The sequence below is a fragment of the Streptacidiphilus sp. PAMC 29251 genome (assembly GCF_054208735.2).
This window is the reverse complement of record NZ_CM135725.2, coordinates 2971568-2996807: the sequence shown is the minus strand read 5'-3', so window position 1 is coordinate 2996807 and position 25240 is coordinate 2971568. Positions and strand designations below refer to the sequence as shown.

General features: G+C 70.8%; 21 protein-coding genes. 13 read left to right on the top strand and 8 right to left on the bottom strand.

Annotated features, from left to right (window positions below; all coding sequences use genetic code 11):
- Positions 1 to 146: 146 nt before the first annotated feature.
- Positions 147 to 767 carry an acetate uptake transporter gene (locus ACXKR8_RS14050; RefSeq protein ID WP_458273251.1) on the bottom strand — a complete coding sequence of 207 codons (621 nt, stop codon included), beginning with the start codon at positions 765 to 767 and terminating at the stop codon, positions 147 to 149.
- Between the two features lie 129 nt (positions 768 to 896).
- Here ACXKR8_RS14050 and ACXKR8_RS14045 point away from each other — a divergent pair, with 129 nt between their 5' ends.
- Positions 897 to 2171 (top strand): cytochrome P450, encoded by a 1275-nt coding sequence (locus ACXKR8_RS14045; RefSeq protein WP_458273250.1) that lies wholly within the window; start codon positions 897 to 899, stop codon positions 2169 to 2171.
- Position 2172: 1 nt separating this feature from the next.
- Here ACXKR8_RS14045 and ACXKR8_RS14040 read toward each other — a convergent pair whose 3' ends face one another.
- The gene (locus tag ACXKR8_RS14040; RefSeq protein WP_458273249.1) at positions 2173 to 2565 is read right to left on the bottom strand and encodes an ArsC/Spx/MgsR family protein; all 393 of its coding nucleotides are present in this window, start codon (positions 2563 to 2565) and stop codon (positions 2173 to 2175) included.
- A 91-nt stretch (positions 2566 to 2656) separates the two neighbouring features.
- On the opposite strand from ACXKR8_RS14040, the gene pnuC reads away from it, so the two are divergent.
- Together pnuC and ACXKR8_RS14030 are read left to right on the top strand one after the other, a co-directional pair.
- The gene (gene pnuC / locus ACXKR8_RS14035) at positions 2657 to 3322 is read left to right on the top strand and encodes a nicotinamide riboside transporter PnuC (protein ID WP_458273248.1); all 666 of its coding nucleotides are present in this window, start codon (positions 2657 to 2659) and stop codon (positions 3320 to 3322) included.
- Positions 3319 to 4437, top strand: coding sequence for an AAA family ATPase (locus ACXKR8_RS14030; RefSeq protein WP_458273247.1), 1119 nt, complete (start codon positions 3319 to 3321; stop codon positions 4435 to 4437). The genes pnuC and ACXKR8_RS14030 overlap by 4 nt, the downstream gene beginning before the upstream one ends.
- A gap of 14 nt (positions 4438 to 4451) precedes the next feature.
- On the opposite strand, the gene ACXKR8_RS14025 is transcribed toward ACXKR8_RS14030, so the two are convergent.
- Positions 4452 to 5234, bottom strand: a complete 783-nt coding sequence (locus ACXKR8_RS14025; protein ID WP_458273246.1) for an MBL fold metallo-hydrolase — start codon at positions 5232 to 5234, stop codon at positions 4452 to 4454.
- 107 nt (positions 5235 to 5341) lie between these two features.
- Between ACXKR8_RS14025 and ACXKR8_RS14020 the strand changes: the two genes are divergently transcribed.
- A complete protein-coding gene (locus ACXKR8_RS14020; RefSeq protein ID WP_458273245.1) occupies positions 5342 to 6457 on the top strand; it encodes a tetratricopeptide repeat protein in 1116 nt (371 codons plus the stop codon).
- Between the two features lie 3 nt (positions 6458 to 6460).
- Here the strand turns inward: ACXKR8_RS14020 and ACXKR8_RS14015 are convergent, their stop codons facing one another.
- Complete coding sequence (locus tag ACXKR8_RS14015) at positions 6461 to 6592, bottom strand: hypothetical protein (RefSeq protein ID WP_462100495.1); 132 nt, start codon at positions 6590 to 6592, stop codon at positions 6461 to 6463.
- On the opposite strand from ACXKR8_RS14015, the gene ACXKR8_RS14010 reads away from it, so the two are divergent.
- From ACXKR8_RS14010 to ACXKR8_RS13980, 7 genes are all read left to right on the top strand, one after another.
- On the top strand, positions 6582 to 6839 hold the full coding sequence (locus tag ACXKR8_RS14010) for a hypothetical protein (RefSeq protein WP_462100494.1): 258 nt from the start codon (positions 6582 to 6584) through the stop codon (positions 6837 to 6839). The two genes, ACXKR8_RS14015 and ACXKR8_RS14010, sit on opposite strands and share 11 nt — an antisense overlap.
- Before the next feature lie 156 nt (positions 6840 to 6995).
- Complete coding sequence (locus ACXKR8_RS14005) at positions 6996 to 10817, top strand: glycosyl hydrolase 2 galactose-binding domain-containing protein (protein ID WP_458273243.1); 3822 nt, start codon at positions 6996 to 6998, stop codon at positions 10815 to 10817.
- A gap of 74 nt (positions 10818 to 10891) precedes the next feature.
- Positions 10892 to 12487, top strand: a complete 1596-nt coding sequence (locus ACXKR8_RS14000; RefSeq protein ID WP_458273242.1) for a beta-N-acetylhexosaminidase — start codon at positions 10892 to 10894, stop codon at positions 12485 to 12487.
- A 115-nt stretch (positions 12488 to 12602) separates the two neighbouring features.
- The gene (locus tag ACXKR8_RS13995; RefSeq protein ID WP_458273241.1) at positions 12603 to 13799 is read left to right on the top strand and encodes a methyltransferase; all 1197 of its coding nucleotides are present in this window, start codon (positions 12603 to 12605) and stop codon (positions 13797 to 13799) included.
- A gap of 216 nt (positions 13800 to 14015) precedes the next feature.
- A complete protein-coding gene (locus ACXKR8_RS13990) occupies positions 14016 to 16613 on the top strand; it encodes a discoidin domain-containing protein (protein WP_458273240.1) in 2598 nt (865 codons plus the stop codon).
- Positions 16614 to 16895: 282 nt separating this feature from the next.
- Positions 16896 to 17342, top strand: a complete 447-nt coding sequence (locus tag ACXKR8_RS13985; RefSeq protein ID WP_458273239.1) for an alpha/beta hydrolase family protein — start codon at positions 16896 to 16898, stop codon at positions 17340 to 17342.
- A gap of 9 nt (positions 17343 to 17351) precedes the next feature.
- The gene (locus tag ACXKR8_RS13980; protein WP_458273238.1) at positions 17352 to 18098 is read left to right on the top strand and encodes an SDR family oxidoreductase; all 747 of its coding nucleotides are present in this window, start codon (positions 17352 to 17354) and stop codon (positions 18096 to 18098) included.
- A gap of 101 nt (positions 18099 to 18199) precedes the next feature.
- Here ACXKR8_RS13980 and ACXKR8_RS13975 read toward each other — a convergent pair whose 3' ends face one another.
- A complete protein-coding gene (locus tag ACXKR8_RS13975; protein ID WP_458273237.1) occupies positions 18200 to 19021 on the bottom strand; it encodes an alpha/beta fold hydrolase in 822 nt (273 codons plus the stop codon).
- A 320-nt stretch (positions 19022 to 19341) separates the two neighbouring features.
- On the opposite strand from ACXKR8_RS13975, the gene ACXKR8_RS13970 reads away from it, so the two are divergent.
- Entirely contained in the window at positions 19342 to 21264 is a 1923-nt protein-coding gene (locus ACXKR8_RS13970; protein WP_458273236.1) for a carbohydrate binding domain-containing protein, read from the top strand.
- 93 nt (positions 21265 to 21357) lie between these two features.
- Here ACXKR8_RS13970 and ACXKR8_RS13965 read toward each other — a convergent pair whose 3' ends face one another.
- Entirely contained in the window at positions 21358 to 22047 is a 690-nt protein-coding gene (locus ACXKR8_RS13965) for a DJ-1/PfpI family protein (protein ID WP_458273235.1), read from the bottom strand.
- A 98-nt stretch (positions 22048 to 22145) separates the two neighbouring features.
- On the opposite strand from ACXKR8_RS13965, the gene ACXKR8_RS13960 reads away from it, so the two are divergent.
- Positions 22146 to 23117: a GlxA family transcriptional regulator gene (locus tag ACXKR8_RS13960; RefSeq protein ID WP_458273234.1), complete on the top strand. Its 972-nt coding sequence runs from the start codon at positions 22146 to 22148 to the stop codon at positions 23115 to 23117.
- Positions 23118 to 23165: 48 nt separating this feature from the next.
- Here the strand turns inward: ACXKR8_RS13960 and ACXKR8_RS13955 are convergent, their stop codons facing one another.
- Both ACXKR8_RS13955 and ACXKR8_RS13950 read right to left on the bottom strand, forming a co-directional pair.
- Positions 23166 to 23987 (bottom strand): DUF1684 domain-containing protein, encoded by an 822-nt coding sequence (locus tag ACXKR8_RS13955; protein ID WP_458273233.1) that lies wholly within the window; start codon positions 23985 to 23987, stop codon positions 23166 to 23168.
- 92 nt (positions 23988 to 24079) lie between these two features.
- On the bottom strand, positions 24080 to 25186 hold the full coding sequence (locus ACXKR8_RS13950; RefSeq protein ID WP_458273232.1) for an NAD(P)/FAD-dependent oxidoreductase: 1107 nt from the start codon (positions 25184 to 25186) through the stop codon (positions 24080 to 24082).
- Positions 25187 to 25240: the final 54 nt, after the last annotated feature.

Here is a 25240-nt window from a genome sequence, read left to right as displayed (position 1 = left end):
GTCCGGGACCGCGGCCTCGGCGGCGAGGGCGTGAACGGAGGGTAGTACCGACCAGTCGGTATGCACTAGACATCTGCACGGGATAGTTCGCTGGGCAGCGCCCCGAGGTGCCGGTCAGGGGGCGCTGCCGTCGCGGGTGCCAGGTGCTACCGGGCCGGCCCGCCGGGCATGGTCGGCACCACGTCGCGGCCGAAGGTCGAGCTGATCACTCCGGCGAAGGAGGCGTACCAGGCCAGCGCCGCCGTCACCAGCCCAAGCCAGCCGCCGATCTTGGTGGTGGTCGCGCTGGTCGCGAACTCGCCGATGGACAGCAGCAGGAAGGTCAGCGTCAGCGCGACGAAGACGCCGAGCACCGCGCCGCTGACCCGGACCGAGGCCACCGCCATGTAGGCCGTGAAGATGGCCCAGACCAGCAGGAACAGGCCGACCGCCTTGTGCGCGTCGGTCGCCGTGGCGAGGGTCGGCGCGACGTCCTTGGCCAGCAGGTAGTAGGCCAGCCAGAAGGCGCCGAAGGAGCTGAACGCGGTGGCGCCGAAGGTGTTGCCGCGGCGGAACTCCCACATTCCGGCCAGCAGCTGGGTCAGCCCGCCGTAGAACAGGGCGAGCGGGAGCACGACGGCCTCGGTGGCCGGGCCGAGGAAACCGGCGTTGTAGCAGCTGAGGACGACGGTGGTCATGGCGAACGCGGCCAGCCCCAGCGGGGCCGGGTCGGCGGTGGTCTGGGCGGCGGGACGGGCGGTGGACAACTGCGGCTCGACATCTGACACGGTGGGCGTATCCCTTCGGGTAGGCGACTACACCGACTAGTGGACGCCATTCATTATCTGACGGTACGTCGACACGAGCACCGGTCGGGAATCAGTAATTGTCCGAGCACCGGCAAAAGGAGTGGACAGATGGAAACCAGCGCGGCTGCGGCGGCGATAGTCGAGCAGTTGGCGGCCGGGGCGGGGCGGACCGATCCGTACCCCCTGTACGCCGCCGCCCACCGGCTCGGCCCGGTGGTCCCGGTCACCGATTCGTTCCTGCTGGTCAGCGGTTACGCCGAGGTCAACCGGCTGCTGCGGGAGCCCGGCCTCGGGGTGGTGGACGGGGCGGTCGTCGCCGCCTGGTGGCCGGAGCAGCAGGCCGAGCTCCAGGAGACGACCGCGACCAGGCTGACCGCGACCGGGCTGCTGGGCCGCTCCATCCTGCAGGCCAACGCGCCCCGGCACGCCCGGATGCGGGCCCCGATCGCCTCGGTCTTCACCCCGCGCCGGGTCGCGGCGCTGGAGCCCGCGGTGTCCGCCGTGGTCGACACCCTGCTGGACGAGCTGGCGGAGCGGGGGGCCGGCGGCGCACCCGTGGACTTCATGGAGCAGGTCGCCCACCGGCTGCCGGTCGCGGTGATCTGCGAGCTGCTCGGCGTGCCCGAGGCGGACCGGCACCTGTTCCGGCCGCTGGGCCACGAGCTGAGCGCGGTACTGGAGTTCGCCGCCGGGCAGGGCGACCTCTCCGGGGCCGACGCGGCAGCCCGCGAGCTGTCCGGCTACTTCACCGAACTCGCCGCCGAGCGCCGGGCCGCGCCCAAGGACGACCTGGTCAGCGCACTGGTCGGGCTGACCGGGGGCGAGGACGCCCGGCTCAGCGACGCGGAGCTGATCGGCAATCTGGTGCTGCTGCTGGTGGCCGGCTTCGAGACCACCACCAATCTGCTCGGCAACGGGCTCGCCGCGGTCTTCGCGCACCCGCCGGTGCAGGCGGCGCTGCGGACCGGTGCGCTGCCGGCCGCCGACCTGGTCGAGGAGGTGCTGCGGTACGACTCGCCGGTGCAGCTGACGTCCCGGGTGGCGCTGCGCGAGGGGGTCGAGGCGGGCGGTGTGCGGCTGCCGCTGTACGGGGAGGTGCTGCTGCTGATCGGCGCCGCCAACCGCGACCCGGCCCGGTTCCCCGAGCCGGACCGCTTCGACCCCTGGCGTGCCGACGTCCAGCCGCTGAGTTTCGGCGCGGGCGCGCACTACTGCCTGGGAGCGATGCTGGCCCGGCTGGAGGGGACCCTGGCGCTGGGGGCGCTGTTCACCCGCTTCCCCGACCTGGCCCCGGCGCCCGGGCCGGCCCCGACCCGCAACCCCCGGCTGCTGTTGCGCGGGTACGCGACCCTGCCGGTGGTGCTCGGCCGAGACCGCTCCTGACCTAGCGCCGGGGCCGCCGCCGCACCGGCTCGGGGACCACCGAGCGCAGCGCCTCCGGGGTGCGGGCCACCACCGCCCGCCCGTCGTCGGTGCTGATGATGGGCCGCTGGATCAGGATCGGATGCTCGGACAGGGTGGCGATCCAGCGGTCGCGGGAGGCGGCGTCCCGCGGCCAGGCATCCTGGTCCCGCAGGCCCAGCTCGGCGGCGACCGGCTCGTCCAGCCGGGTGATCTCCCAGGGTTCGAGGCCGAGCCGGGCCAGCACGGCGACCAACTCGTCCGGGCTGGGCGGCTGTTCCAGGTAGCGGCGGAGGGTGTAGCTCGCACCGGCCTCCTCGAAGGCGGTGACCGCGGCCCTTGACTTGCCGCAGCGGGGGTTGATCCACAGTTCCATGGGGCCAGACTACGCAGCTGAAAGCACTTGTCCGCGCAGCCCCGGGGAGTTATCGTCACTTTGACGTAATCGATCCGAGGGGGATCCCGCCATGGATGTCAGCCATGCCCTGGGCGAGCTGGTCGCTCCGCTCAACACCGTCCTGTTCCACGTCGGCCAGGACGCCGTCAGCTGGGCCGAGCTGCTCGGCTTCGCCACCGGCGCGATCGGGGTGTGGCTCACCGTCAAGGTGAAGGTGTGGAACTTCCCGGTCGGGATCGCCAACAACCTGTTCTGGCTGGTGCTGTTCTGGAGCGCCCGGCTCTACGCGGACGCGCTGCTGCAGATCGTCTACCTCGGCCTGGCCGCCGTCGGCTGGTGGGTCTGGCTGCACGGCGGCGAACTGCGCACCCGGCGGGCGATGGGCCGGGCGGACCGCCGCACGCTGCTGGTGCTGCTCGCCCTGCTGGTCCCGGTGACCTGGGGGCTGACCGTGGTGCTGACGCAGGCCCATGACATCGCGCCGTTCTGGGACGCGCTCACCACCGCGCTGTCGCTGGCCGCGCAGTGGCTGCTCAACGCCAAGCAGATCGAGAACTGGTACTTCTGGATCGCGGCCGACGTGGTCTATGTCCCGCTCTACTTCACCAAGGCGCTGAATCTGACCGGCATCGTCTATGTGCTCTTCCTCAGCATGTGCCTGCTCGGCCTACGGGCCTGGCACCGGGAGCTGGCCACTGCTGCCCCGGCACGTGCGGATGTGGCGGTGGCGGCATGACGCGTCGTCAATTCGCGCACGGCCTGGTCATCGGGAAGTTCTACCCCGCGCACAGCGGGCACCATTTCCTGATCCGCACCGCCGCCGACCACTGCGAGCGGGTGACCGTGGTGGTGATGGCCGCGGACGTGGAGTCCGTACCGCTGGCGACCCGGGTCGGCTGGCTCCGCGAGGCCTGTGCCGACCGGCCCGGGGTGGCGGTGACCGGGATGGTCGACAACCTGCCGATCGACCTGGAGAGCGAGGACATCTGGGCCGGGCACGTCGCGCTGATGCGGCAGGGCGTGGCGCTGGGCCCGCACGCCGACCGCCCGGTCGACGCGGTCTTCAGCTCCGAGTCCTACGGGACCGAGCTGGCTCGCCGCTTCGGCGCGGCGGCAGTGCTGCTGGACCGGGCCAGGGAGACCTTCACGGTCTCCGGCACCAAGGTCAGGGCCGACCCGGTGGCGCACTGGGACGCGCTGGAACCCCCGGTCCGGGCCTGGTTCGCGCGCCGGGTGGTGGTGCTCGGCGCGGAGTCCACCGGCACCACCACGCTCTCCCGCGACCTCGCCGCCGCGCTCCGGGCCCGGGGCGGCCCGCATGCGCAGACCGGCTGGGTGCCGGAGTACGGCAGGGAGCTGACGGTGGTGAAGCTGGCGCTGGCCCGCGCCGCGGCCGACCCGGCCGGCCCCGCGCCCACCGTCTTCGACCTGGAGTGGGACGACCAGGACTTCGAGACCGTGGTCCGCAACCAGGCCGCCGACGAGCAGCGGGCCGCCAGGGCCGGCGGCCCGGTCCTGGTCTGCGACACCGACGCGCTGGCCACCACGGTCTGGCAGGAGCGCTACCGGGGCCGCAGCACCCTGCCCGTCCGCGACCTCGCCGCCGCGGTCCCGCCCCGGGCGCTCTACCTGCTCACGGCGGACGCGGACGTCCCGTTCCACGACGACGGGCTGCGGGACGGCGAGCACCTGCGGCCCTGGATGACCCAGCGCTTCCGCGAGGTGCTGACGGCGCAGCAGGTGCCCTGGCTGGAACTCCACGGCGACCGCGAGACCCGGCTGACCGCCGCCCTGCAACAGGTCGACCTGCTGCTGGCCCGCGGCTGGGAGCTGGCCGACCCGCTGGGCTGAACCGGTGCTGACAGTCAGCGCAGGGTGCCGTCCAGCTGGGCGTAGGCCCGTTCCGCGGCGTCGCGCAGCCCCTCGGCGGGGTAGGGCCACTGGCCCGAGGCCAGGGCCGAACCGACCGGCACTCCGCTCGCGTGCCGGGCGGTCAGCTGCTCGGCGACCGCCGCCAGTTCGTCGCGCTGCCCGCGCACGAAGGCGGCGTCGACCGGGGCGCCGTGGCCGGGGACGACCACCGTGCCGGGGCCGGTGCGGGCCAGCAGGGCGTCCAGGGTGGGCGCCCAGTCCAGCGGATAGGAGTCGGAGCCGAAGGCGGGCGGTCCCGACTCCTCCACCAGGTCGCCGGCCAGCAGCGCGTCCGCGTCCGGGACCAGCAGCAGCAGGTCGCCGTCGGTGTGGCCGCGGCCCGGGAACAGCAGCTGGACCGCGCGGTCGCCGAGGTCGAGGGTGTGGGTCCGGTCCACCAGGTGGTCCGGGACGGCCGTGCCGGTGATCTCCGCCGCCGCCGCGCGGTGCGCCCACAGCTCCGCGCCGGGGACCTGGCTGGGCGGGACGAACTCGGTGTTGCCCAGCACGTGGTCGAAGTGGGCGTGGGTGTTCACCACCCACCGGACCGGGGCCGGCGACAGCTGCCGCAGGTGCTCCCGCAGCTCGCGCGCCTCGGCCGGGCTGCACCGGGTGTCGACCACGGCCAGGCCGTCCGCGCCGACGATCACACTGACGGTCACGTCCCAGGGGTGGTACCGGCGCTGGAACACCCGGTCCGCGACCTCGGACCAGCCCGGCGTCTGTTCGATCGGCATGGGGGCGATCTTTTCACACGATCGTCGCCGCAGGTCGGGGCGGGTGCGCGCGGAGGGCGCGCGGGCGGCGATACTTGTGCTCGTCCGATCCGAGGAAGGAAATCGCCATGTCCGAGCAGGTTCTTGTGCAGCGCGCCGACGAGGAGGCGGCCAAGGGCCGCCACGCGGAAGCCCTGGAGTTGTACGCGCGGGCGTGGGAGAGCAGGCACGACGAGGTCGCCGAGAAGCTGCTCGACCTGGTCGAGGCCTGGGGCGACGTCGACGCCGCGCTGGAGGTGCTGCAGCAGACCGCGGACGACGGCGTCTCCGGCGCCTACGAGGCGCTGGCCGCGCTGCTGGTCGAGATCGAGGAGCCGGAGGAGGCGCTGAAGAACCTCCAGGAGGCGCACGAGCGCGGCCGCGAGGTCACCCTGTGGACGGCGGCGGTGCTCGCCGACGAGCTGGACGACCGCGAGCAGGCCGAGACCTGGTACCGGCGGGCCATCGACGCGGGCGCGGCCGGGGCGCTCAACGACTTCGGCGTGTTCCTCAGCGACGACCCGGAGCGGCTGGTCGAGGCCGAGGAGGTGCTGACCCTGGCGGTCGAGCGCGGCGACCCGATGGCGCTGGGCAACCTGGGCCGGATGCACCTGGAGGCGGAGCAGCCCGAGGAGGCGCTGCGCTGGCTGCGGCGCGGGCTGGACGCGGGCGTCCGCTCGGTGCTGGTGCCGATGGCCGAGGCCGAGCAGCAGCTGGGCAACTTCAGCGAGGCCAGGGCGCACCTGGCCGAGGCGCTGGACGACGAGATCGAGGGCGCGCAGCTGGCCTGGGCCAACTTCTGCGCCGAGCACGGCACGCCGGACGAGCAGTCGGCCGCGGAGGGCGAGTTCCTGACCGCGGTCCAGGACGAGGAGGTTGGCGCGCACTTCGACTACGCGGTGTTCCTCGCCGACCGCGGGCGCTTCGACGAGGCGATCCAGCACTACACCGCCGCCGCGGAGGAGGGCGAGGCCAACGCCTGGCTGAACCTGGCACTGATCTACGAGGACCAGAAGGACCGCCGCACCGCGGAGGACTGCTACCGCAGCGGCATCGAGGCGGGCGACCTGCACGCGCTGCTCGCCTACGCCGAGTTCCTCCGCCAGTGGGGCCGCCCCAAGGACATCCCCGCCCTCTTCTCCCAGGCCGAGGCCCTCGGCGCCTCCGCCGAGGACCTGGCCCAACTCCGCACGCTGGCGGGGTAGTCGTCAGCCCTGCGGGTCGGCAGCCGACGCGGCGGGCGTCGGCTGCGCCTGCGGGTACTGGGCCTGCGGGTACTGGGCCTGTGCGGCAGCCGCGTGGCGGCGGCCGTTGTAGGACTTGACGGTGTTGGCGATCAAGCAGCACCGGCACGATGAAGGCCTTGAAGAAGATGAGGTAGCTGCCGCCCTGGAAGATGAATCCCAGGTAGACGGCATAGCCGAGGAAGGCCGCGCCGACCAGGCCGTTGAAGATCCGCATGCCGGTCCGGCCGGTCGGCGCGATGCCGAGGCCGATGAGCGCCACGCCGCTGATCGCGAGCAGCACGACGTACCAGGAGAAGAGCGGCTGGTTGCTGAAGTCGATGTTCACGGAACCCCGAGATAAAGATCAGATAAGAAGCTGGGTGGAACCTAGCGGATCAAGGGTTCCGCTGTCACGGGCGTTTGGCCGTCGGCCTTGTTGACCGCGCGACAAGCCGGGCGTACCTTCACACATTGTCAAGTTAGTTTACTTAACTAGATCGTGCTGCGAGGAGGCCCCGTGAACGTCAGAACGGCGCATACCCGGTTCTTCGTCCTACTTCTGCTCATACTCGCCATGACCGTCGCCGGCCGGGGCGCGGCCCCCGCTGCTGCCACCCCCGCCGCCGCGGCCCACGTCACTGCGGCCCACGTCACTGCGACCCCCGCGGTCAGCGGCCCCGCGGTGACCCTCGGCAGCGCCGGCTGGAAGGTGCTGACCAGTGCCACCGCCACCCAGGGCGGCGCGCAGATCTCCACCCCCGGCTTCGCCACCGCGAGTTGGCTCCCGGTCGCGGCGGACGACGGCGGCGGCCCCGGCACCGAGATCGAGGCACTGCTGCAGAACGGCAAGTGTCCCAACGTCTTCTACTCCAACAACATGAAGACCTGCTTCGGCTCGATGACCAAGGTCGGCGCCGAGACCGTGGCGCAGTTCAAGGACCCGTGGTGGTACCGCACCGACTTCAACGCCTCGCTGCAGTCCGGCCAGTACGCCAGCCTGATCGTCAACGGGATCGTCGGCCAGGCCGACGTGTGGGTGAACGGCCATGAGGTCGCCACCCAGTCCACCGTGCAGGGCGCGTACACCCGCTACACCTTCGACGTCACCGGGATCCTCACCTCGGGCGCCAACTCCCTGGCGCTGGAGGTGTACCCGAACGACCCGAGCAAGATGCTGACCCTGGACGACGTGGACTGGAACCAGATCCCGCCGGACAACAACACCGGCATCCAGTTCCCGGTCCAGCTCCAGGTCGCCAACGCGCTCAGCATCGCCAACACCCATGTGGTGGAGAGCAACAACGCCGCCCTGACCAGCTCCGCGCTGACGGTCAAGGGCAGTGTCACCAACCACAGTTCGTCCGCGCAGACCGGCACCGTCTCGGCGACCGTCACCGCCCCCGGCGGCAGCGGCGCCGCGCCGATCACGGTGCAGCAGAGCGTCACCGTGCCCGCCAACAGCACCCAGACGGTGACCTTCGCGCCTTCCGGCTTCCCGGGGTTGACGATCAGTCAGCCCAAGGTCTGGTGGCCGTACCAGATGGGCGCGCAGCCGCTCTACACGCTGACCTCCTCGGTCACGCAGGGCAGCACCGTCTCCAACTCGACCAGCGGCACCTTCGGAATCAGGAGCACCAGCTCGGCGATCATCGGCAAGTCCACCCTCGCCCCGGACGGCGCACGGCAGTTCTCCGTCAACGGGGTGCCCTTCGTGGTCCGCGGCGGCGGCTTCGCCGAGGACCTGTTCCTGCACTACGACGCGGCGGACATCGCCAAGCAGGTGGCGATCCTGAAGAACCTGGGCGTCAACATGCTGCGGCTCGAAGGCCACTTCATGCCGGACGACTTCTACCAGCAGATGGACGCCGCCGGGATCATGATCTACTCCGGCTACCAGTGCTGCGACGCCTGGGAGGGCACGATCAGCGGCCAGACGCTGACCGTGGCCACCAACTCGGCGCTGACCGTGGCCCAGAACGAGGTGGACCACCCCAGCGTGGTCGCCTTCAGCTGGAGCGACAACGCCCCGGCCGCCGCCGACGAGAGCGCCACCCTGGCCCAGTTCAAGGCGGCCGACTTCAACGTCCCGGTGGTCTCCTCCGCCGAGGAGAACCCGGGACCGACCCTGGGCGCGTCCGGGCAGAAGGAGGGCCCGTACGACTACGTCCCGCCGAACTACTGGTACGACAACACCCACGGCGACTCGGGTGACAGCCAGACCAACGCGGGCGGTTCCTGGGGCCTGGACACCGAGGAGAGCGCCGGCGACACCATCCCGACCCAGGACTCGATGAACCGCTTCCTCTCCCCGGCGGACCAGAACGCGCTGTGGCAGAGCCCGGGCGCCAACCAGTACCACGCCAACTACGAGACCGGCACCGGTGACTACAAGTTCGGCACGGTCACCCTCTTCGACAAGGCGCTCAGTGCCCGCTACGGCGCGCCGACCAGCCTGAACAACTATGTCGAGGAGGCCCAGGTCCAGAACTACGAGAACACCAGGGCGCAGTTCGAGGCGTTCATGGCGCACTCGACCAGCACCCCGACCCCGTCCACCGGCACCATCTACTGGCAGCTCAACAAGGGCTGGCCGACCGTGCTCTGGGACCTCTACAACGAGGACGGCGACCAGGCCGGCAGCTTCTACGGCGCGAAGAAGGCCAACGAGCCGCTGCACGCCCTCTACACCCAGGACAACGGCACCGTCGCGCTGGACAACATCGGCTCCACCACCCAGAGCGGTGTCTCGGTCGAGGCCAAGGTCTACAGCCTGGCCGGGGCGGTGCTGGACGACCAGACCGTCAGCGGGATCAGCCTGACCGGCCAGCAGGTGCGCACCTCGGTGATCACCCCCAAGGTCCCGACCGGCTCCACCGCGCAGACCTACTTCGTCGAACTGACGGTGCGTCAAGGTTCGACCGTGGTCGACCGCAACGTCTACTGGCAGTCCACCCAGAAGGACGCGGTCAACTGGTCCTCCACCATCGACCACCCCGCCGCCGTGCTGACCACCTACGCCAATCTGCAGGGCCTCAACTCCCTGGCGGCGAGCACCATCAAGGCCACCGCCGTCTCGCAGGCCCAGGCCGGTCCCAACGGCGCCGACACCGTCACCCATGTGACCCTGACCAACACCTCGACCACGCCCACCGTCGGCTTCTTCCTGCGCACGGACGTGCGCCGGGGCACCGCGTCCGGGGCGGAGGCGTCCGGGGACAACCAGCTGCCCTCGGCGCTGTGGAGCGACAACGACATCACCCTGTGGCCGGGTGAGTCGCAGACCGTGAGCGTCAGCTACAAGTCCGCCGACCTGGCCGGGGCCACCCCGGTGATCAGCGTCTCCGGCTGGAACGCGGCCAAGCAGGACGTCGCCGCGCCCATCGGCGGCGGTGGCGGCGACACCCAGGCCCCCTCGGCGCCGGCGAACCTGCGGACCACCTCGGTGGCCTCCGGGAGCGTGGCGCTGGCCTGGGACGCGAGCACCGACAACGTCGGGGTCACCGGCTACGACGTCTACCGGGACGGCTCGCTGCTGAGCACGGTCACCGGCACCACCGCGACCGACGCCACGGTCGCGGCCTCCACCAGCTACAGCTACACCGTGAAGGCCCATGACGCCGCCGGGAACGCCTCGGCGGCGAGTACGGCGCTGTCGGTGACCACCCCGGCCGCCGGCGGCGGGGGCGACACCCAGCCGCCCACCGTCCCGGCGAACCTGCGGACCACCTCGGTGGCCTCCGGGAGCGTGGCGCTGGCCTGGGACGCCAGTACCGACAACGTCGGGGTCACCGGCTACGACGTCTACCGGGACGGTTCGCTGCTGAGCACGGTCACCGGCACCACCGCGACGGACAGCACCGTCGCCCCGTCCACCTCGTACCTCTACTCGGTGCGGGCGCACGACGCGGCCGGGAACGCCTCGGCCTCCGGGACCGCGCTGTCGGTCACCACACCGGCGGCCCCGGGCGGAAACAAGTCGTACGAGGCCGAGGCGGCGACGCTCGCGGGCGGCACCACCATCACCAACTGCTCGCACTGCTCCGGCGGCAAGAAGCTCAGCTACCTGGGCAACGGCGGTACGGCGACCTTCACCGGCATCTCCGAACCGGCGACGGGTAGTTACACCCTGACCATCTACTTCATGAGCGTCGGTCAGGCCCGTTCCGCGACGGTCACCGTCAACGGCACCCCACAGACCGTCAACTTCCCGGAGACACCCGACTACAACACCGTGGTCACCAAGACCGTCACCGTCCAGCGCAACGCCGGTAGCGGCAACACCATCACCTTCTCCAACCCCTCGGCGGGCGCTCCGAACCTGGACCGCATCGTCGTCTGACGGCACGTAGGCCGGGGGCGCGCCCAGCAGGCGCGCCCCCGGCCCGGTGTTCGACCCCATCTACGGAGGCCCCCATGGTCCAACGCTCCCGCCGACTCTTAGCCGCCCTCGCCGCCGTCAGCGCCACCCTCCTCGCCACCCTGGGCGCGGCCACGGCTCCTGCTGCCGGCGCGGCCGCCGCCGCCAAGCCCCGGGCCGCGGTCGAGAGCTTCGCCGACATCGTCCCGGCCCCGGTCAGCGCCGTTCCGGCGGCCGGGGTCAGCTACACGCTGCCCTCCTCCACCAGCATCTCCAGCGACGTGCCGGGAATCGGCAGCTACCTCTCCGCCATCCTGCACAAGTCCACCGGCTACGCGGTCCCGGTCACCACCGGCACCGGATCGATCGCGCTGCGGCTGTCCGGCGCGCCCGCCTCGGTCGGCGCCCAGGGCTACCAGCTGGACGTCACCGGGTCCGGTGTCACCGTCCGGGCCCGGGCCGCGGCCGGGCTGTTCGCCGGGGTGCAGACCCTGCTCGAACTGCTGCCGCCGACGGTGGAGAGCAGCAGCGTCCAGCCCGGTCCGTGGACCGTGCCGGGCGGACGGGTGGTCGACTACCCGCGCTACGCCTACCGCGGCGCGATGCTGGACGTCGCCCGGCACTTCTTCACCGTGGCCCAGGTCGAGCGGTACATCGACCAGATCTCCCGCTACAAGATCGACTACCTGCACCTGCACCTCTCCGACGACCAGGGCTGGCGGATCGCCATCAACGGCTGGCCGCTGCTCACCTCGCACGGCGGCAGCACCGAGGTCGGCGGCGGCCCCGGCGGCTACTACACCCAGGCCGACTACTCGGCGATCGTGGCGTACGCGCAGCAGCACTACATCACCGTCGTCCCGGAGATCGACATGCCGGGCCACACCAACGCGGCCCAGTCCTCCTACGCCCAGCTGAACTGCGACGGCGTCGCGCCCCCGCTCTACACCGGCACCGACGTGGGCTTCAGCTCGCTCTGCGTGGCGAGCCCGGTCACCTACACCTTCCTCGACGACGTGATCGGGCAGCTGGCCGCGCTGACCCCCGGCCCGTACCTGCACATCGGCGGGGACGAGGCGCAGTCCACCAGCGCCGCCGACTACGCGACCTTCGTCAACAAGGTGCAGGCGATCGCCGCGGCCCACGGCAAGACCGCGATCGGCTGGCACGACGTGGTCAACGCCACCCTGCTGCCGTCCACGGTCGCCCAGTTCTGGGACACCACCACCAGCAACAAGGCGGTGGCGGCCGCGGCCAAGAAGGGGACAAAGATCATCATGTCCCCGGCGAACCACGCCTACCTGGACATGAAGTACACCGAGAGCACCCCGCTCGGCCAGGACTGGGCCGGGCTCACCGACGTCAAGACGGCGTACGGCTGGGACCCCGGCGCCTATCTGTCCGGCGTGCCGGCCTCGGCCGTGCTCGGGGTCGAGGCCCCGCTCTGGACCGAGACCATCGTCACCAGCGCGGACATCGAGTACATGGCCTTCCCGAGGCTGGCCGCCCTCGCCGAGCTGGGCTGGTCCCCGGAGAGCACCCACAGCTGGACCGCCTTCCGCACCCGCCTCGGCGCCCAGGGCCCCCGCTGGAAGGCGGCGGGCGTCACCTACTACCACTCCACCCAGATCGCCTGGCCCGCCGGCTCCTGAGCCCTGCGGGAAGCCCGCCCTGAGCCCTCTGCGGGAAGCCCGCTCGGGGGCGGCCCGACCGCATCATGCGGTCGGGCCGCCGCTCTGCGGATACATTGGTCGGACAATGAACCAGTTGACGACTGCACATGCTGAGTACTCCCTCGCCCGCTTCCCCGAGGACCCCCGCGACACGCTCCGCGCCTGGGACGCCTCCGACGAGTACCTGCTGCGGCAGCTCGACGGCGCCGCGGCGCTGGACGGCACGACCAGCCCACCGGTGGCGCTGACCGGCACCGTGGTCGTCCTCGGCGACCGCTGGGGCGCCCTGTCCACGGCGGTGGCCGCCGCGCAGGCCGCCGACGCCGCCGTCGACGGCACCACCGTGCAGATCACCGACTCGTACCTGACCCAGCAGGCCACCCTGGCCAATCTGGAGCGCAACGGCCTGGCATCGGACGCGGTGACGCTGCTCTCCAGCCAGGAGCCGGCGCCGGCCCGGGTGGACGTGCTGCTGGTCCGGGTGCCGAAGAGCCTCGCCCTGCTGGAGGACCAGCTGCTGCGCCTCGCGCCGGCCGTCCACGAGGGCACGGTGGTGATCGGGGCCGGGATGGTCACCGAGATCCACACCTCGACGCTGAAGCTGTTCGAACGGATTCTCGGCCCGACCCGCACCTCACTGGCGGTCAAGAAGGCCCGGCTGATCTTCTGCACCCCTGACCCGGCGCTCACCCCGGCGCCCAGCGGCTGGCCGGTCACCTACACCCTGCCCGCCGACGACGCCACCCTCGGCACCGCGGCCGGGCTGAAGGTCACCAACCACGCGGGCATCTTCTCCGCCGAGCGGCTGGACATCGGCACCCGCTTCCTGCTCCAGCACCTGCCCACCAGGACCGGGCCCGAGCACGTGGTGGACCTGGGCAGCGGCAACGGCATCGTCGGCACCGCCGCGGCCCTGGCCAACCCGGACGCGGAGATCACCTTCGCGGACGAGTCGCACCAGGCGCTGGCGTCCTCCAAGGCCACCTTCCAGGCGGCCCGGATCCCGTCCAAGGCCCGGTTCCTGCTCGGCGACGGCCTGACCGACCTGCCGCCGGGGTCGGTGGACCTGGTCCTGAACAACCCGCCGTTCCACTCGCACCAGGCCACCACGGACGCGGCGGCCCGGCGGATGTTCGCCGACGCCCGCAGCGCGCTGCGTCCTGGCGGACAGCTCTGGGTGGTCGGCAACCGGCACCTCAACTACCACGTGACGCTGCGGCGGCTGTTCGGCAACTGCGTGACCATCGCGTCGAGCCCGAAGTTCGTGGTCCTGCGCGCCACCAAGCGCTGAGGCCCTCCGGCGGGGGACACGTGCGTACGACCGGCCCCCGCCGGCTGTTCATTTCTTGCGGAGCGAGTGCCGCCGCGAATGCTGCGGTGCGCGGAATAGTGCGGCCCGAGCTTGCGCTTTTCGCCTTCCGGTCCATAATTTGCAAATAATGTTTGTTTCTTGCTTATTTCTATCGACATCTTGTGGAGAAACTGACGCGTCTGTACGTTGAGCGCCATGTTTCCCCCACCCATCCGCATGCTCGCCGCTGCGCTGCTCATCGCGCCCGCCCTGATGGCCACGACGGCGTCAGCCGCCCCAGTGCCGGCCGCCCCGGTGCCAGCTTCTGCCGGGGCTCCCGTTCCCTTCACTGAGTACAACGCCGCCACCAGCCACGGCACCCGCACCAACGGCACCGTTCTCGGGCCCGACTTCCACTACGGGAGTCTCGCCGCCGAGGCGACGGGGCGTCAGGCCGTGCAGCTGGCGGGGGTGGGACAGTACGTCAGTTTCACACTGACCAAGGCCGCCAACGCCGTTGACTTCCACTACGCGATTCCCGACTCGCTGCACGGCGGCGGCATCACCGCCCCGCTGCACCTCTACGTCAACGGCAAGGCGCGTACCGCGCTGTCGCTGACCTCGGAGTTCAGCTGGCTCTACGGGACCTACCCGTTCAGCAACAACCCCAGCGTCGGCAAGCCGGACGGTCAGGTGCCGCACGACTTCTACAACGACGTGCGCTACCGGTTCGGTTCGGTGCTGCCGGCCGGGACGGTGGTGAAACTGCAGGTGGACGCCGGGGACAACGCGCCCTGGTATGTGATCAACACAGCTGATTTCGAGCAGGTCGCCGCACCGCTCGGGCAGCCGGCCGGGTCGGTGGACGTGACCCGGGCCCCGTACAGCGTGGACAGCACCGGGGCGACCGACGTCACGGCCGCTCTGCAGTCGGCGATCAATGACGCCTCGGCCGCCGGGAAGGCGGTCTACCTGCCGGCCGGGACCTACACCGTCAGTAAGCCGCTGGACGTCGACCGGGTCGCCGTCACCGGTGCGGGCGAGTGGTACACCGTGCTGACCGGGAAGAACGTCGAGTTCAACGGCAAGCAGAACCCGCCGAGTTCGCAGGTGCGGATCTCCGATCTGGCGCTGTTCGGCAATGTCGGCGTCCGCGACGACAGCAACAGCCAGGACACCGGTTTCAACGGCGGGTTCAGCGACTCCGTCATCTCCCGGGTGTGGATCCAGAACGAGAAGGTCGGCGCCTGGGTGGTCGGACCCAGCACCAACCTCACCTTCGACCGGCTGCGGATCCAGGACACCACCGCCGACGGCATCAACCTCAACGCCGCCAACGGCCCGGTCACCCACGCGGTGATCAGCAACAGCTTCCTGCGCAACACCCAGGACGACGGTCTCGCGCTGTGGTCCGAGAACTTCGGCGACACCGACGACGTCCTCACCCACAACACCGTGGACTCGCCGGGACTGGCCAACAACATCGGCGTCTACGGCTCCGGTGCGGGCGATGTGATCAGCCACAACCTGCTCCAGGACACCGTCACCCGCGGCGGCGGCATCCACGTCGGACAGCGGTTCGACTCGGTGCCCATGTCCGGACCGCTCACCATCAGCGGCAACACCCTGGTACGCACCGGGCAATGGGATCCCGGATGGGACTACGGGGTCGGTGCGATCTGGTTCGACCCGCAGCAGGGGGACATGGCGGCCCCGGTGAACATCACCGGCAACACCATCCTGGACAGCCCCTACTCGGCCTTCATGTTCCAGAACTCCAACGCCTATGTCGGCGCGGCGGTCACCACGCCGCCGAGCGCGGGCTTCGCGGTCACCCAGGTGCGGATCAACGACAACACCGTTCGAAATGTGGGGACCTACGTCTTCCAGGACCAGGCTCCCGGTGCGATCTCGGTGTCCCGCACCACGGCGAGCGGTGTTCGGGGCGCGGGGGTGTTCAGCTGCGGCGCGGGGTTCACCGTCAATCGCGGTCCGGGGAACCGGGGTTGGTCGTCCAGCGCCTGCGGGATGCCGAAGCAGAGCGGACTGTGGGCCTATCCGAGCACAACGACCTTTGAGAATGCGGGAGTCGGCACGGCCACGCCGGTGCAGAAGGTCGCCGTCATGAACACCGGGAGCGCCGCCACCGCTCTGGGGGCGATCACGGCCAGTGCCGGCTTCACCGTGTCACCGGACGCACTCCACCCCTGCGGCAGTTCACTTGACGCCGCGTCATCCACGGACACCGCGTCCTGGTGCGTGGTGGACGTCAGCGCCACGGTGTCCGCCGCCGGCATTACCAAGGGGGCGCTGCGCATCTCCGAGGGCCACCGTGCGACGAGCGTGCAGCTGATCGCCAGCACCGACAGCATCGGCGGCGCCGGGGGCGTCGCACCGCCGGCCGACCTGGCGCTGGGCGCGACCATGACGTCCAGCAGTGCGCTGACCTACTTCCCGGCCACCAACGCCAACGACGGCAATGACGGCTCCTACTGGGAGAGCGAGGACGGCACCGCCTATCCGCAGACCCTCACCGCCGACCTCGGCTCCAACCAGCCGCTGAGCAAGGTGGTGCTCACCCTGCCGGCCAACTGGGGCACCCGGGTCGAGACGCTCTCGGTCCTCGGCTCCACCGACGGCACCGACTTCACCACCCTGGTCCCGTCCGCCGACTACACCTTCGACCCGGCGGCGAACAACGTCGTCACCATCACCCTGCCGCCCGGAACCAGCGCACAGGCGCTGCGGCTCTCCTTGACCAACAACACCGGCTGGATCGCGGCCCAGCTCTCCGAGTTCGAAATCTACGGCTGACCTCCCCCGCGGCGGCGCTGCTCCCACGTGGGAGCAGCGCCGCCGCGCTGTGCGCCCCCAGCAACGACGGCGGGACCGAGCTGCGCTTCACGGTCAGCGCGAACGACTTCGGCGGGACCGCGGTCACCAGCTATGTCGCCGCCGGGGACAAGACCGATGTGGTCTGGCCGACCAATGACGGCCGCTATGACATCACCGTCTCCGCCTGCGAGGGCCTGGACCCGGCGTCCGCGGGGTTCCGGGAGGAGTGGCGGGTCCGCTGGGTGGCCCGAGGCGATCGCCATGCCCAGGCCGCCCGGGAGTCCAGCACGGTGGCCGGTCGTACTCCTGCGCGAGGACGCGCGCATCGATCCGTACCGGCTCGCCTTTTTCGGCATCAGTTTCGGTGGATATCCCGCGCTGAGGGTGGCTCAGGCCCTCGGCGGCGCATTCCGTTGTATCGTCAACCTGCGGGGCGGGCCCAGTATTTCGCCCTTCGACGGGCTGCCCCGACGGCTGAAGGACGACTTCCGTTTCGCTTTTGTGTGCGACGACGATCTGGACATGCAGGCGCGCCTCGACGACATCTTTCCGCTGACGGCCCTCGACGAGCTCGACCGGGCCTGGGGAACGCACCACCAGCTCGTTGTGCACGACCGCGAAGCACATGTCTGTCTGAATCTGATCAGTACCTGCACCCTGCAAGCAGCTGACTGGGTTGCCGACCGGCTGCTGCCCACACCACGTTGAGAGGTATCCATGACAACCGAGAACCCGACCGGCAGAGTCGCCCTGGTGACCGGCGGCGCCGGTGGCATCGGCAGCACTGTTTCCCGCACCCTCGCCGCTGACGGTCACCGGGTCGTGGTGGCCTACAACTCCGGTGCGGAGGCGGCAAAGCAGCTGGTCGCCGAGATCGAGGAGGCGGGCCACACCGCCGTCGCGCTGCAGGCCGACGTCACCAAGGCCGATCAGGTCGGCGCGCTGTTCGCGGACGTGGTGGCCCGGTTCGGGCGGATCGACGTGGTCGTCAACAACGCCGGAACGATGATCCCCAAGCCGATCGCCGACTTGAGCGAGCAGGTCTTCGACCTGGTCTTCGACGTCAATGTGCGCGGTGCGCTGAATGTGCTGCGGGAGACCTCGCGGCTGCTGGCCGACGGCGGACGGGTGGTCAACATCTCGTCCACCATCGTCCAGGACCCGATCCCCGGCTCCGGCGCGTATGCGGCGAGCAAGGCCGCGTTGGAGCTGTTCGGCAAGGTCGCGTCCAAGGAACTGGGCCCGCGCGGGATCACGGTGAACACCCTGCGGGTGGGCCCGACCGTGCCGGGGATGTTCAGCGCCGCCCCGCCGGAGCGGCAGGCGGCGATGGCGGCGGCGTCACCGTTCAAGCGGATGGGTCAACCGCAGGACATCGCGGATGTGATCTCGTTCCTGGTCGGCGACGCCGGCCGGTGGATCACCGGCCAGGTGATCACCGTCGACGGCGGCGCCACGCCGTAGTCGCCGCGGACCGGGCCCGGGACACCTCGCCGAGGGGTCCCGGGCCTTTCGCTGCCCGCATTCGACAGGCCAGATTCGACAAGCAGGGGGACAGGTTCCGCTCAGCTCTTGATGAAGGCGAGCAGGTCCTTCTCGAAGGCCGCGCGGTACTCGCCGGCGATGCCGTGCGGGGCGCCCGGGTAGACCTTGAGGGTGGCGTTCTTGATGATCTGCGCGGTCTTCAGTCCTGCCGCGGCGATCGGGACGATCTGGTCGTCGTCGCCGTGGGCCACCAGGGTGGGCACGTCGATCTTCTTGAGGTCCTCGGTGAAGTCGGTCTCCGAGAACTGCTTGACGCACTCGTAGGCGCCGCGGAAGCCGACCTGCATGCTCATCAGCCAGAAGGAGCGGCGCATGCCCTCGGAGGTGGTCGCGCCGGGGCGGTTGTAGCCGTAGAAGGCCTCGCTGAGGTCGTAGTAGAACTGCGAGCGGTCCGCTTCGACGCCGGCCCGGATCCCGTCGAAGGCGTCGATCGGGGTGCCCTCCGGGTTGGTGTCCGACTTCAGCATCACCGGCGGGACGGCGCCCACCAGGACGGCCTTGGCGACCCGGGCGCTTCCGTGCCGGCCGAGGTAGCGGGCGACCTCGCCGCCGCCGGTGGAGTGGCCGACCAGGATCGCGTCGTGCAGGTCGAGCTTCTCGATCAGCTCGGCCAGGTCGTCGGCGTACTGGTCCATGGTGTTGCCGTCCCAGGTCTGGCTGGAGCGGCCGTGGCCGCGCCGGTCGTGGGCGACGGCGCGGAAGCCGTGGTCGGCCACGAGCCGGGCCTGTTCGTCCCAGGCGTCGGCGTTGAGCGGCCAGCCGTGACTGAAGACCACTGGCTGTCCCTGGCCCCAGTCCTTGTAGAAGATCTCCGCGCCGTCCTTGGTGGTGATCGTGGGCATGGCACACCTCTTCTTCGCAGTCTCGACGGTTTTGCCTGGAACGGTCCCTTTCGAGATTAGCCCTTGAGCGCTCGTGGAGTCGGTCTGAGCGGTTGCCCGGAGCATGGGCGGCACAGTGCTTCCGGCCGCACCCCGGCCGGGGCCTTCGCCCGTTAAGGGATCCCTAGCGCCTCCTCAACTCATGGTCTAGACCCTTGACGGCCGGGCGGGCCTGGGCCATCGTTCGGAAAGCCCGCTTTGTCAGGTACACAGCCTTGGGTTTCCGCGCGCCACCGGTGCGGTGCCGATCGTCAAGCCGCCCTGCCAGGAGGTACCACACAGTGCACCGACGCAAGAGGAACCGAGCGGTCGCCGCTCTGACCGCCGTCCTGCTCGTCCCGCTCGGATTCACCGCCCTCAGCCGTACCGCCAGCGCCGCCAGCACCAATCCGATCACCAACGCCGGCTTTGAGACCGGCACCCTGTCCGGCTGGACCTGTGATGCCGGGACCGCCAAGGTGGTCACCTCCCCGGTCCACTCCGGCACGCACGCGCTCGCGGCGCTGCCGACCGGGTCCTCCACCGCGCAGTGCTCCCAGACCGTCGCGGTGCTGCCCAACACGGCCTACACGCTGTCGGCGTATGTCGAGGGCTCCTATGTCTACCTGGGCGCCACCGGCGGCAACGCCAACTGGACTCCTTCGGCGACGGGTTGGCAACCCCTCTCGACCACGTTCACCACCGGCGCGACCACCACGTCGATCTCCGTCTACCTGCACGGCTGGTACGGCACGGGCTCCTACGCCGCCGACGACGTGGTACTCACCGGCCCCGGCGGCACCACCACGCCGACTCCCACGCCGACCCCCACACCCACGCCGACTCCGACCCCAACCCCAACGCCCACGCCGACCGCAACGCCCACGCCGACCCCGACTCCCACCCCGACGCCGACCCCCACCGGTGGTGGCGGCGGAGCCTCCCCCTGGCACCCCGACTACCTCTCCATCGGCTCGGTCTACACCCCCGGCAGCACCGTCGACTCGTTCTTCACCACGCTGAAGTCGCACGGCAAACTGCCCGACTACGGCTACGAGTACCTGATCGGCGGAGACTTCGCCAACTGGGCCACGACCGCGACCACCATGGTCACCCACTCCGAGAAGCTGGGGATGACGCCGGTCCTGGTCGACTACGGCATGAACGGCAATGTGGACGGCACCGCCGTCGACTACACCAACATGCAGAGCGCAAGCTGGCTGACGACCTACTTCCAGGCCCTCAAATCCGCCGCTCAGGCCGCACAGACGGCCGCACCGGGCAAGCCGGTCGGCTGGGTGATCGAGCCGGACATGCTCGGCTACCTGGAGCAGAACTACGCCGCCGCCCACAACAACGACGCCACCCAGTTCCCGGCCGCCACCAGCGCCGCGTACTCTTCCGGTGTGCTGTCGAGCGGGAGCGACCCGGCCTTCGGCAACAACCTCAAGGGCCTGGTCCAGGCGATCAACTACGCCATCAAGAAGTACGACCCGACTGCCTTCGTCGGCTGGCAGGTCAACACCTGGGCGGTCCGTGACGCGCTGAAGGACACCGACGGCACGACCTGGACGGCCGGCCAGCAGTCGGTGGCGAACGTGGCGACCCAGGTCGCGAACTTCATCAAGACGGCCGGCATCGGCTACGACGCCGACTTCGTCGCCTTCGACCAGTGGGGGCAGGACTTCGGCATCCTGCACGACCCCAACCCGGCCGGCGACATCCGCTATCTGAACGACGCGCACTGGAGCAACTACCTGCTCTATGTGAAGACCATCCGCCAGTCGCTCGGCCTGCCGGCCGTCCTCTGGCAGCTGCCGACCGGGCACCTCAACTCGACGCTCACCGCCAGCCCGACCTACTGGAACGCGTCCGGGAAGTTCCCCGCCCTGGACGACGTCTCGGCCAACCAGGACGAGGACTCGGCGGCCACGTTCTTCTACGGCGACTCGTTCACCAGCAGCGGCAACAACCTGGCCTTCTACAGCAGCAACCCGGGCGCCGACCCCAAGGTGACCGTCAGCGGCAGCACCGTCACCTGGGGCTCGCACCTCCCGGAGGCGGCGGCGGACGGCATCGTGGCGATCCTGTTCGGCGCCGGCACCGGCTCCGGGACCTACGGGGTGCCGGAGATGGTGGGCACCTACCAGAGCACACCCAGCGACTCCGACTACTGGGTCACCCGCACCCAGTCCTACCTCGCCAAGCCCACCCCGTTGCCCTGACCCCATCTGCCCTGACCCCATCTGCCCGGCACCCAGGGGCGCTTCTCGCGACCGCACCCGTCGCGAGGAGCGCCCGTCAGCCCGTTACCCCCGTCAGCCCGTCAGCCGGGCCAGCAGTGCCGGATGGTCGGCCAGCGACGATTCCAGCATGGCCCAGGCATAGGGCTTGAAGAAGTCCAGGTCGGTGGTCCCCCAGTCGATTCCGCCCAGCGGCGGCTGCGGGTCGTACTCGATGAAGAGCTGGACCATCCGGGCGATCTCCTCGCCCGCGAGCCGGGCCACCAGGTGCAGGGCCATGTCGATCCCGGCCGACACCCCGGCGGCCGTCAGCACCGGACCGTCCTCGACCCAGCGTTCGGCCACGGGCGTCGCCCCGAACCCGGGCAGCAGGTCGCGGAAGCCCCAGTGGGTAGTGGCCCGTCGGCCGTCGAGCAGTCCGGCCGCGCCGAGCAGCAGTGAGCCGGTGCAGACCGAGCCGACGACCTCGGCCGTCCGTGCGGCCCGGCGGATCCAGTCCAGCAGCGGCTCATCGGCCATGGCGGCCAGGGTCGGTTCGTTCCCGCCGGGCACGATCAGCGCGAACGGCGCGGTGACCTGGTCGAAGGTATGGCTGGGGGCCAGCCTCAGCGGGGTGTCGGTGTCCAGCGGAGCCAACTCCCGCCCGACGACGACCACTTCGAACGAGGGGTCGATCCGGGCCAGGGTCGACAGCACCTGGAGCGGCCCCACCAGGTCCAGCGGGGTGAGGCCGGGATAGAGCAACAAGGCGAGTGTCTTGGTCATGCCGTCACCATCGGCTCCCGGCCTGGAGAAGCCAAGAGAAAGCAGCGACCCGGTCCGGAATCTTGGGATGCCTGGCATCCCGACATAGGGTCCTGGCCATGGAGGAACGACAGATGGTCGTGGTCGGCTACGACCAGGCCGAGTTGCTGGACATCGCCTGCGTGACCTCGACCCTGATCACCGCCAACCTGCTGGGCGCCTGCCCCGCCTACGCGGTGAGCCTGGCCACGCCGGGCGGAAGGGCGATCACCTGCGACTCCGGGCTGACGCTGCAGGGCCGGCGTCCGCTGGAACGGCTGCGGGGACCGCTGGACACGTTGATCGTCTCGGGCGGCTTCGGCCACGCCGCCGCCGCGGCCAACCCGCTGATCGTCGGACATGTCCGCCGCCTGGCCCGGGAGAGCGTCCGGGTGGCCTCGGTCTGCACCGGGGCGACCGTGCTGGCCGCCGCCGGCCTGCTGGACGGCAGACGTGCCACCACCCACTGGTGGTACGCCGAGCAACTGGCCGCCGCCTACCCGGAGATCACGGTGGACCCGGTGCCGATCTACATCCGCGACGGCAGCGTCTCCACCGCGGCCGGCGTCACCAGCGCGCTGGACCTGACCCTGGCCTTCATCGAGGAGGACCACGGCGCCGAGTTGGCCCGCGCGGTGGCCCGCGGCCTGGTCACCTATCTGCAACGACCGGGCAACCAGGCCCAGATGAGCATCTTCACGGCCACCCCCGCGCCGACGAACAGCCTGGTGGGGCGGGCCGTCGACCACATCTCCAGCCACCTGGACGGCGACCTGGGCGCCGCCGCGCTGGCGGCCCGGGCGGGAGTGAGCGAACGCCAGCTGACCCGGCTGTTCGTCGAGCAGCTGGGCAAACCCCCGGGCCGATTCGTCCGCGACGCCCGCACCGAGGCGGCCGCCCGAATGCTGGCCTCGACCGAGTTGCCGGTGGCGGCCGTGGCGACGCGATGCGGCTTCGGAACGGCCGAGACCCTGCGCCAGGCCTTCGTCAGCCGCTACGGCACCCCGCCCTCCCGCTACCGCGCCGCCCAGCGCCCAGCGAACGGCGCCTAGCGAACGGCGCCCAGCGAACGGTGTTCGGACGGTCGGGCTTAGGCGGTCCTAGTCGGTCTGGCGCTCGAACGGGATCTTCTCCCCGGCCTCCACCGCGACCGGCAGCCGGTTCTCGGCGGGCGGCAGCGGGCAGGTGGCCAGGTCGGTGTAGGCGCAGGGGAGGTTGGCAGCGCGGTTGAAGTCCAGCAGGACCGCCCCCTGGTCGTCGGGCGCGGCCACGGAGAGGCTGCGGTTGGCGGCGTAGGTGGTGACGCCCGAGGTGGCGTCGTTGAAGAGCACCAGCAGGCTGCCGGGCTCCCGGCCGTTGAACGCGGTGAGCCGGTGGGTGGCCCCGTCGAGCTCGAACTCGACCTGTCCGGGGGCGTCGTAGACATGCTGCAGGCCCTCGACCGACGCGCCCACGGTGGTCGGCCTGGGCGTCTCGAAGGGCAGGTAGCGGCCGGTCACGGCCCAGTTCGGGTCCGGCTGGTAGGCGGGGGTGTGGGTGAAGGCGGTGCGCAGGCCGTTCTCGGGGTGGCGCGGACGCAGGATGTCGTGGCCGCCGCGCTTGGCGACCTCGATGACCGCGTCGCCCGCGGCCGGGTAGAGGCTGACCCGCTCGCCGATGACGCCGAAGCTGTGCCGACCGGTGACGGTGACGCCGTCGACGGTGAGCTGCTCGCCCTCGGCCAGCTCGACGACGACCCCCTCGTCGGTGGTGGACCAGGCGCCGGGCGCGTCCTCGAAGCGGGTGGGCTCCTCGTTCAGCCAGTGCAGGCCGGTGATGGCGAGGAAGCCGTGCGGGTCGGCGAGCACCTGCTCGTGGGCGGTGTGCCACTCCTCCCACTGCTGGGCGAAGGCGGTCTGGTCGATCTCCTGAGTTGTCGTCATGTCAACTATTCTCCGAGCCGATGATGAACAGCGTACTGCGGCAGTGTGTCGTCCCCCGGGGGCCGCTCACTGTTGCTGCTTACTGCTGGTGCTTACTGCTGCGGCGCTGTGCCGAAGAGTTCGGCGTACCGGCCGATGAGCAGGTCCCCGCTCTTGTAGCGGGCCGTGGTGGCCGCGTCCAGGACGACCGGGCCCTCGGGACCGGGCACCTGGGAGGCTCCGCCGGCCGCACCGAGCGGGATCAGCACGGCGGCCGGTCCCGGCCGGTAGACGGCCTCGGCGGGGCGGCCCGCCGCGAGCGACCTGATGTTGGCCGCGACGACCTGGGCGTGGTCCGACGCGGCCTTGGAGCGCTTGGGCTCGGGAACGGCGGTGATGTCGCCGATCGCGAAGACGTTGGAGGCCCCGGCCACCCGGAGCCTCTCGTCCACCTCGACGAAGCCGTCGGCGCGCCGGGCCGCGGCGAGTTCGCCGGAGCCGGAGAGGTAGTCGCTGCTGGGGACCACGCCGTAGCAGCGGAACCAGAGGTCGGCTTCGATCTCGGCGCCGTTCTCGGTACGGACGACGAAGCCCTGCCGAACCCCCGGCTCCACTGCAGGCTGCTTGGCCAGCGGGCTGCCCAGCAGCAGCCGCACGCCGCGGTCGGCCAGCTGACCGCGCAGCGCCGTGCGCAGTTCGGGGGAGTACTGGCCGCCGAGGATGTCCGCGGCGACGTCGACCAGGGTGACCCGCTTGTCCGGCCACTGGTCGGTGATCTCGCCCGCGAGTTCAAGGCCGACCGGCCCCGCGCCGACCAGCAGGACGTGGCGGGCGGCGGCGAGTTCGGCCCGGGTGCCGGCCTGTCGGGCCAGCGCCTCGGCGGTGCTGTCGGTGTCGAGCTTCGCCGGGTAGGGGTAGGAGGATCCGCTGGCCAGGACGACGAAGTCGGCCGCCACCCGGGTGCCGTCGGCGGTGGTCACCCCGCCGGCGTCCACCGCGGCGGCGCGGTCGCGCAGATGGCGCCCGCGCTGGAGCAACCCGTCGAAGCCGAAGTACATGCGCTCGGCCCAGGGGGCGCTGACCAGGCCGCGCAGGGCGGCGACCGCGTGGACGAAGGAGTCCTTGGGGTCGATCAGGACGACGTCGAAATCCGGGTCGAGCTCCTTGGCGAGAGCTGCCCCGCCGTATCCGCCCCCGACGATCGCGACCGTGGTTCCCATGGTTCCTCCGTTGTTGGCACTGCACCCGTCAAAGTAAAGTACAACGTGCATGGT

Bases quoted from the DNA above. Each gene is read 5' to 3' on its own strand.
- ACXKR8_RS13990 (WP_458273240.1), top strand. From the start codon at position 14,016: ATGTTTCCCCCACCCATCCGCATGCTCGCCGCTGCGCTGCTCATCGCG.
- ACXKR8_RS14030 (WP_458273247.1), top strand. From the start codon at position 3,319: ATGACGCGTCGTCAATTCGCGCACGGCCTGGTCATCGGGAAGTTCTAC.
- ACXKR8_RS14025 (WP_458273246.1), bottom strand. From the start codon at position 5,234: ATGCCGATCGAACAGACGCCGGGCTGGTCCGAGGTCGCGGACCGGGTG.
- ACXKR8_RS13975 (WP_458273237.1), bottom strand. From the start codon at position 19,021: ATGCCCACGATCACCACCAAGGACGGCGCGGAGATCTTCTACAAGGAC.
- ACXKR8_RS13950 (WP_458273232.1), bottom strand. From the start codon at position 25,186: ATGGGAACCACGGTCGCGATCGTCGGGGGCGGATACGGCGGGGCAGCT.
- ACXKR8_RS14045 (WP_458273250.1), top strand. From the start codon at position 897: ATGGAAACCAGCGCGGCTGCGGCGGCGATAGTCGAGCAGTTGGCGGCC.
- ACXKR8_RS13955 (WP_458273233.1), bottom strand. From the start codon at position 23,987: ATGACGACAACTCAGGAGATCGACCAGACCGCCTTCGCCCAGCAGTGG.
- ACXKR8_RS13960 (WP_458273234.1), top strand. From the start codon at position 22,146: ATGGAGGAACGACAGATGGTCGTGGTCGGCTACGACCAGGCCGAGTTG.
- pnuC (WP_458273248.1), top strand. From the start codon at position 2,657: ATGGATGTCAGCCATGCCCTGGGCGAGCTGGTCGCTCCGCTCAACACC.
- ACXKR8_RS13965 (WP_458273235.1), bottom strand. From the start codon at position 22,047: ATGACCAAGACACTCGCCTTGTTGCTCTATCCCGGCCTCACCCCGCTG.
- ACXKR8_RS14040 (WP_458273249.1), bottom strand. From the start codon at position 2,565: ATGGAACTGTGGATCAACCCCCGCTGCGGCAAGTCAAGGGCCGCGGTC.
- ACXKR8_RS13980 (WP_458273238.1), top strand. From the start codon at position 17,352: ATGACAACCGAGAACCCGACCGGCAGAGTCGCCCTGGTGACCGGCGGC.
- ACXKR8_RS14000 (WP_458273242.1), top strand. From the start codon at position 10,892: ATGGTCCAACGCTCCCGCCGACTCTTAGCCGCCCTCGCCGCCGTCAGC.
- ACXKR8_RS14020 (WP_458273245.1), top strand. From the start codon at position 5,342: ATGTCCGAGCAGGTTCTTGTGCAGCGCGCCGACGAGGAGGCGGCCAAG.
- ACXKR8_RS13985 (WP_458273239.1), top strand. From the start codon at position 16,896: ATGCCCAGGCCGCCCGGGAGTCCAGCACGGTGGCCGGTCGTACTCCTG.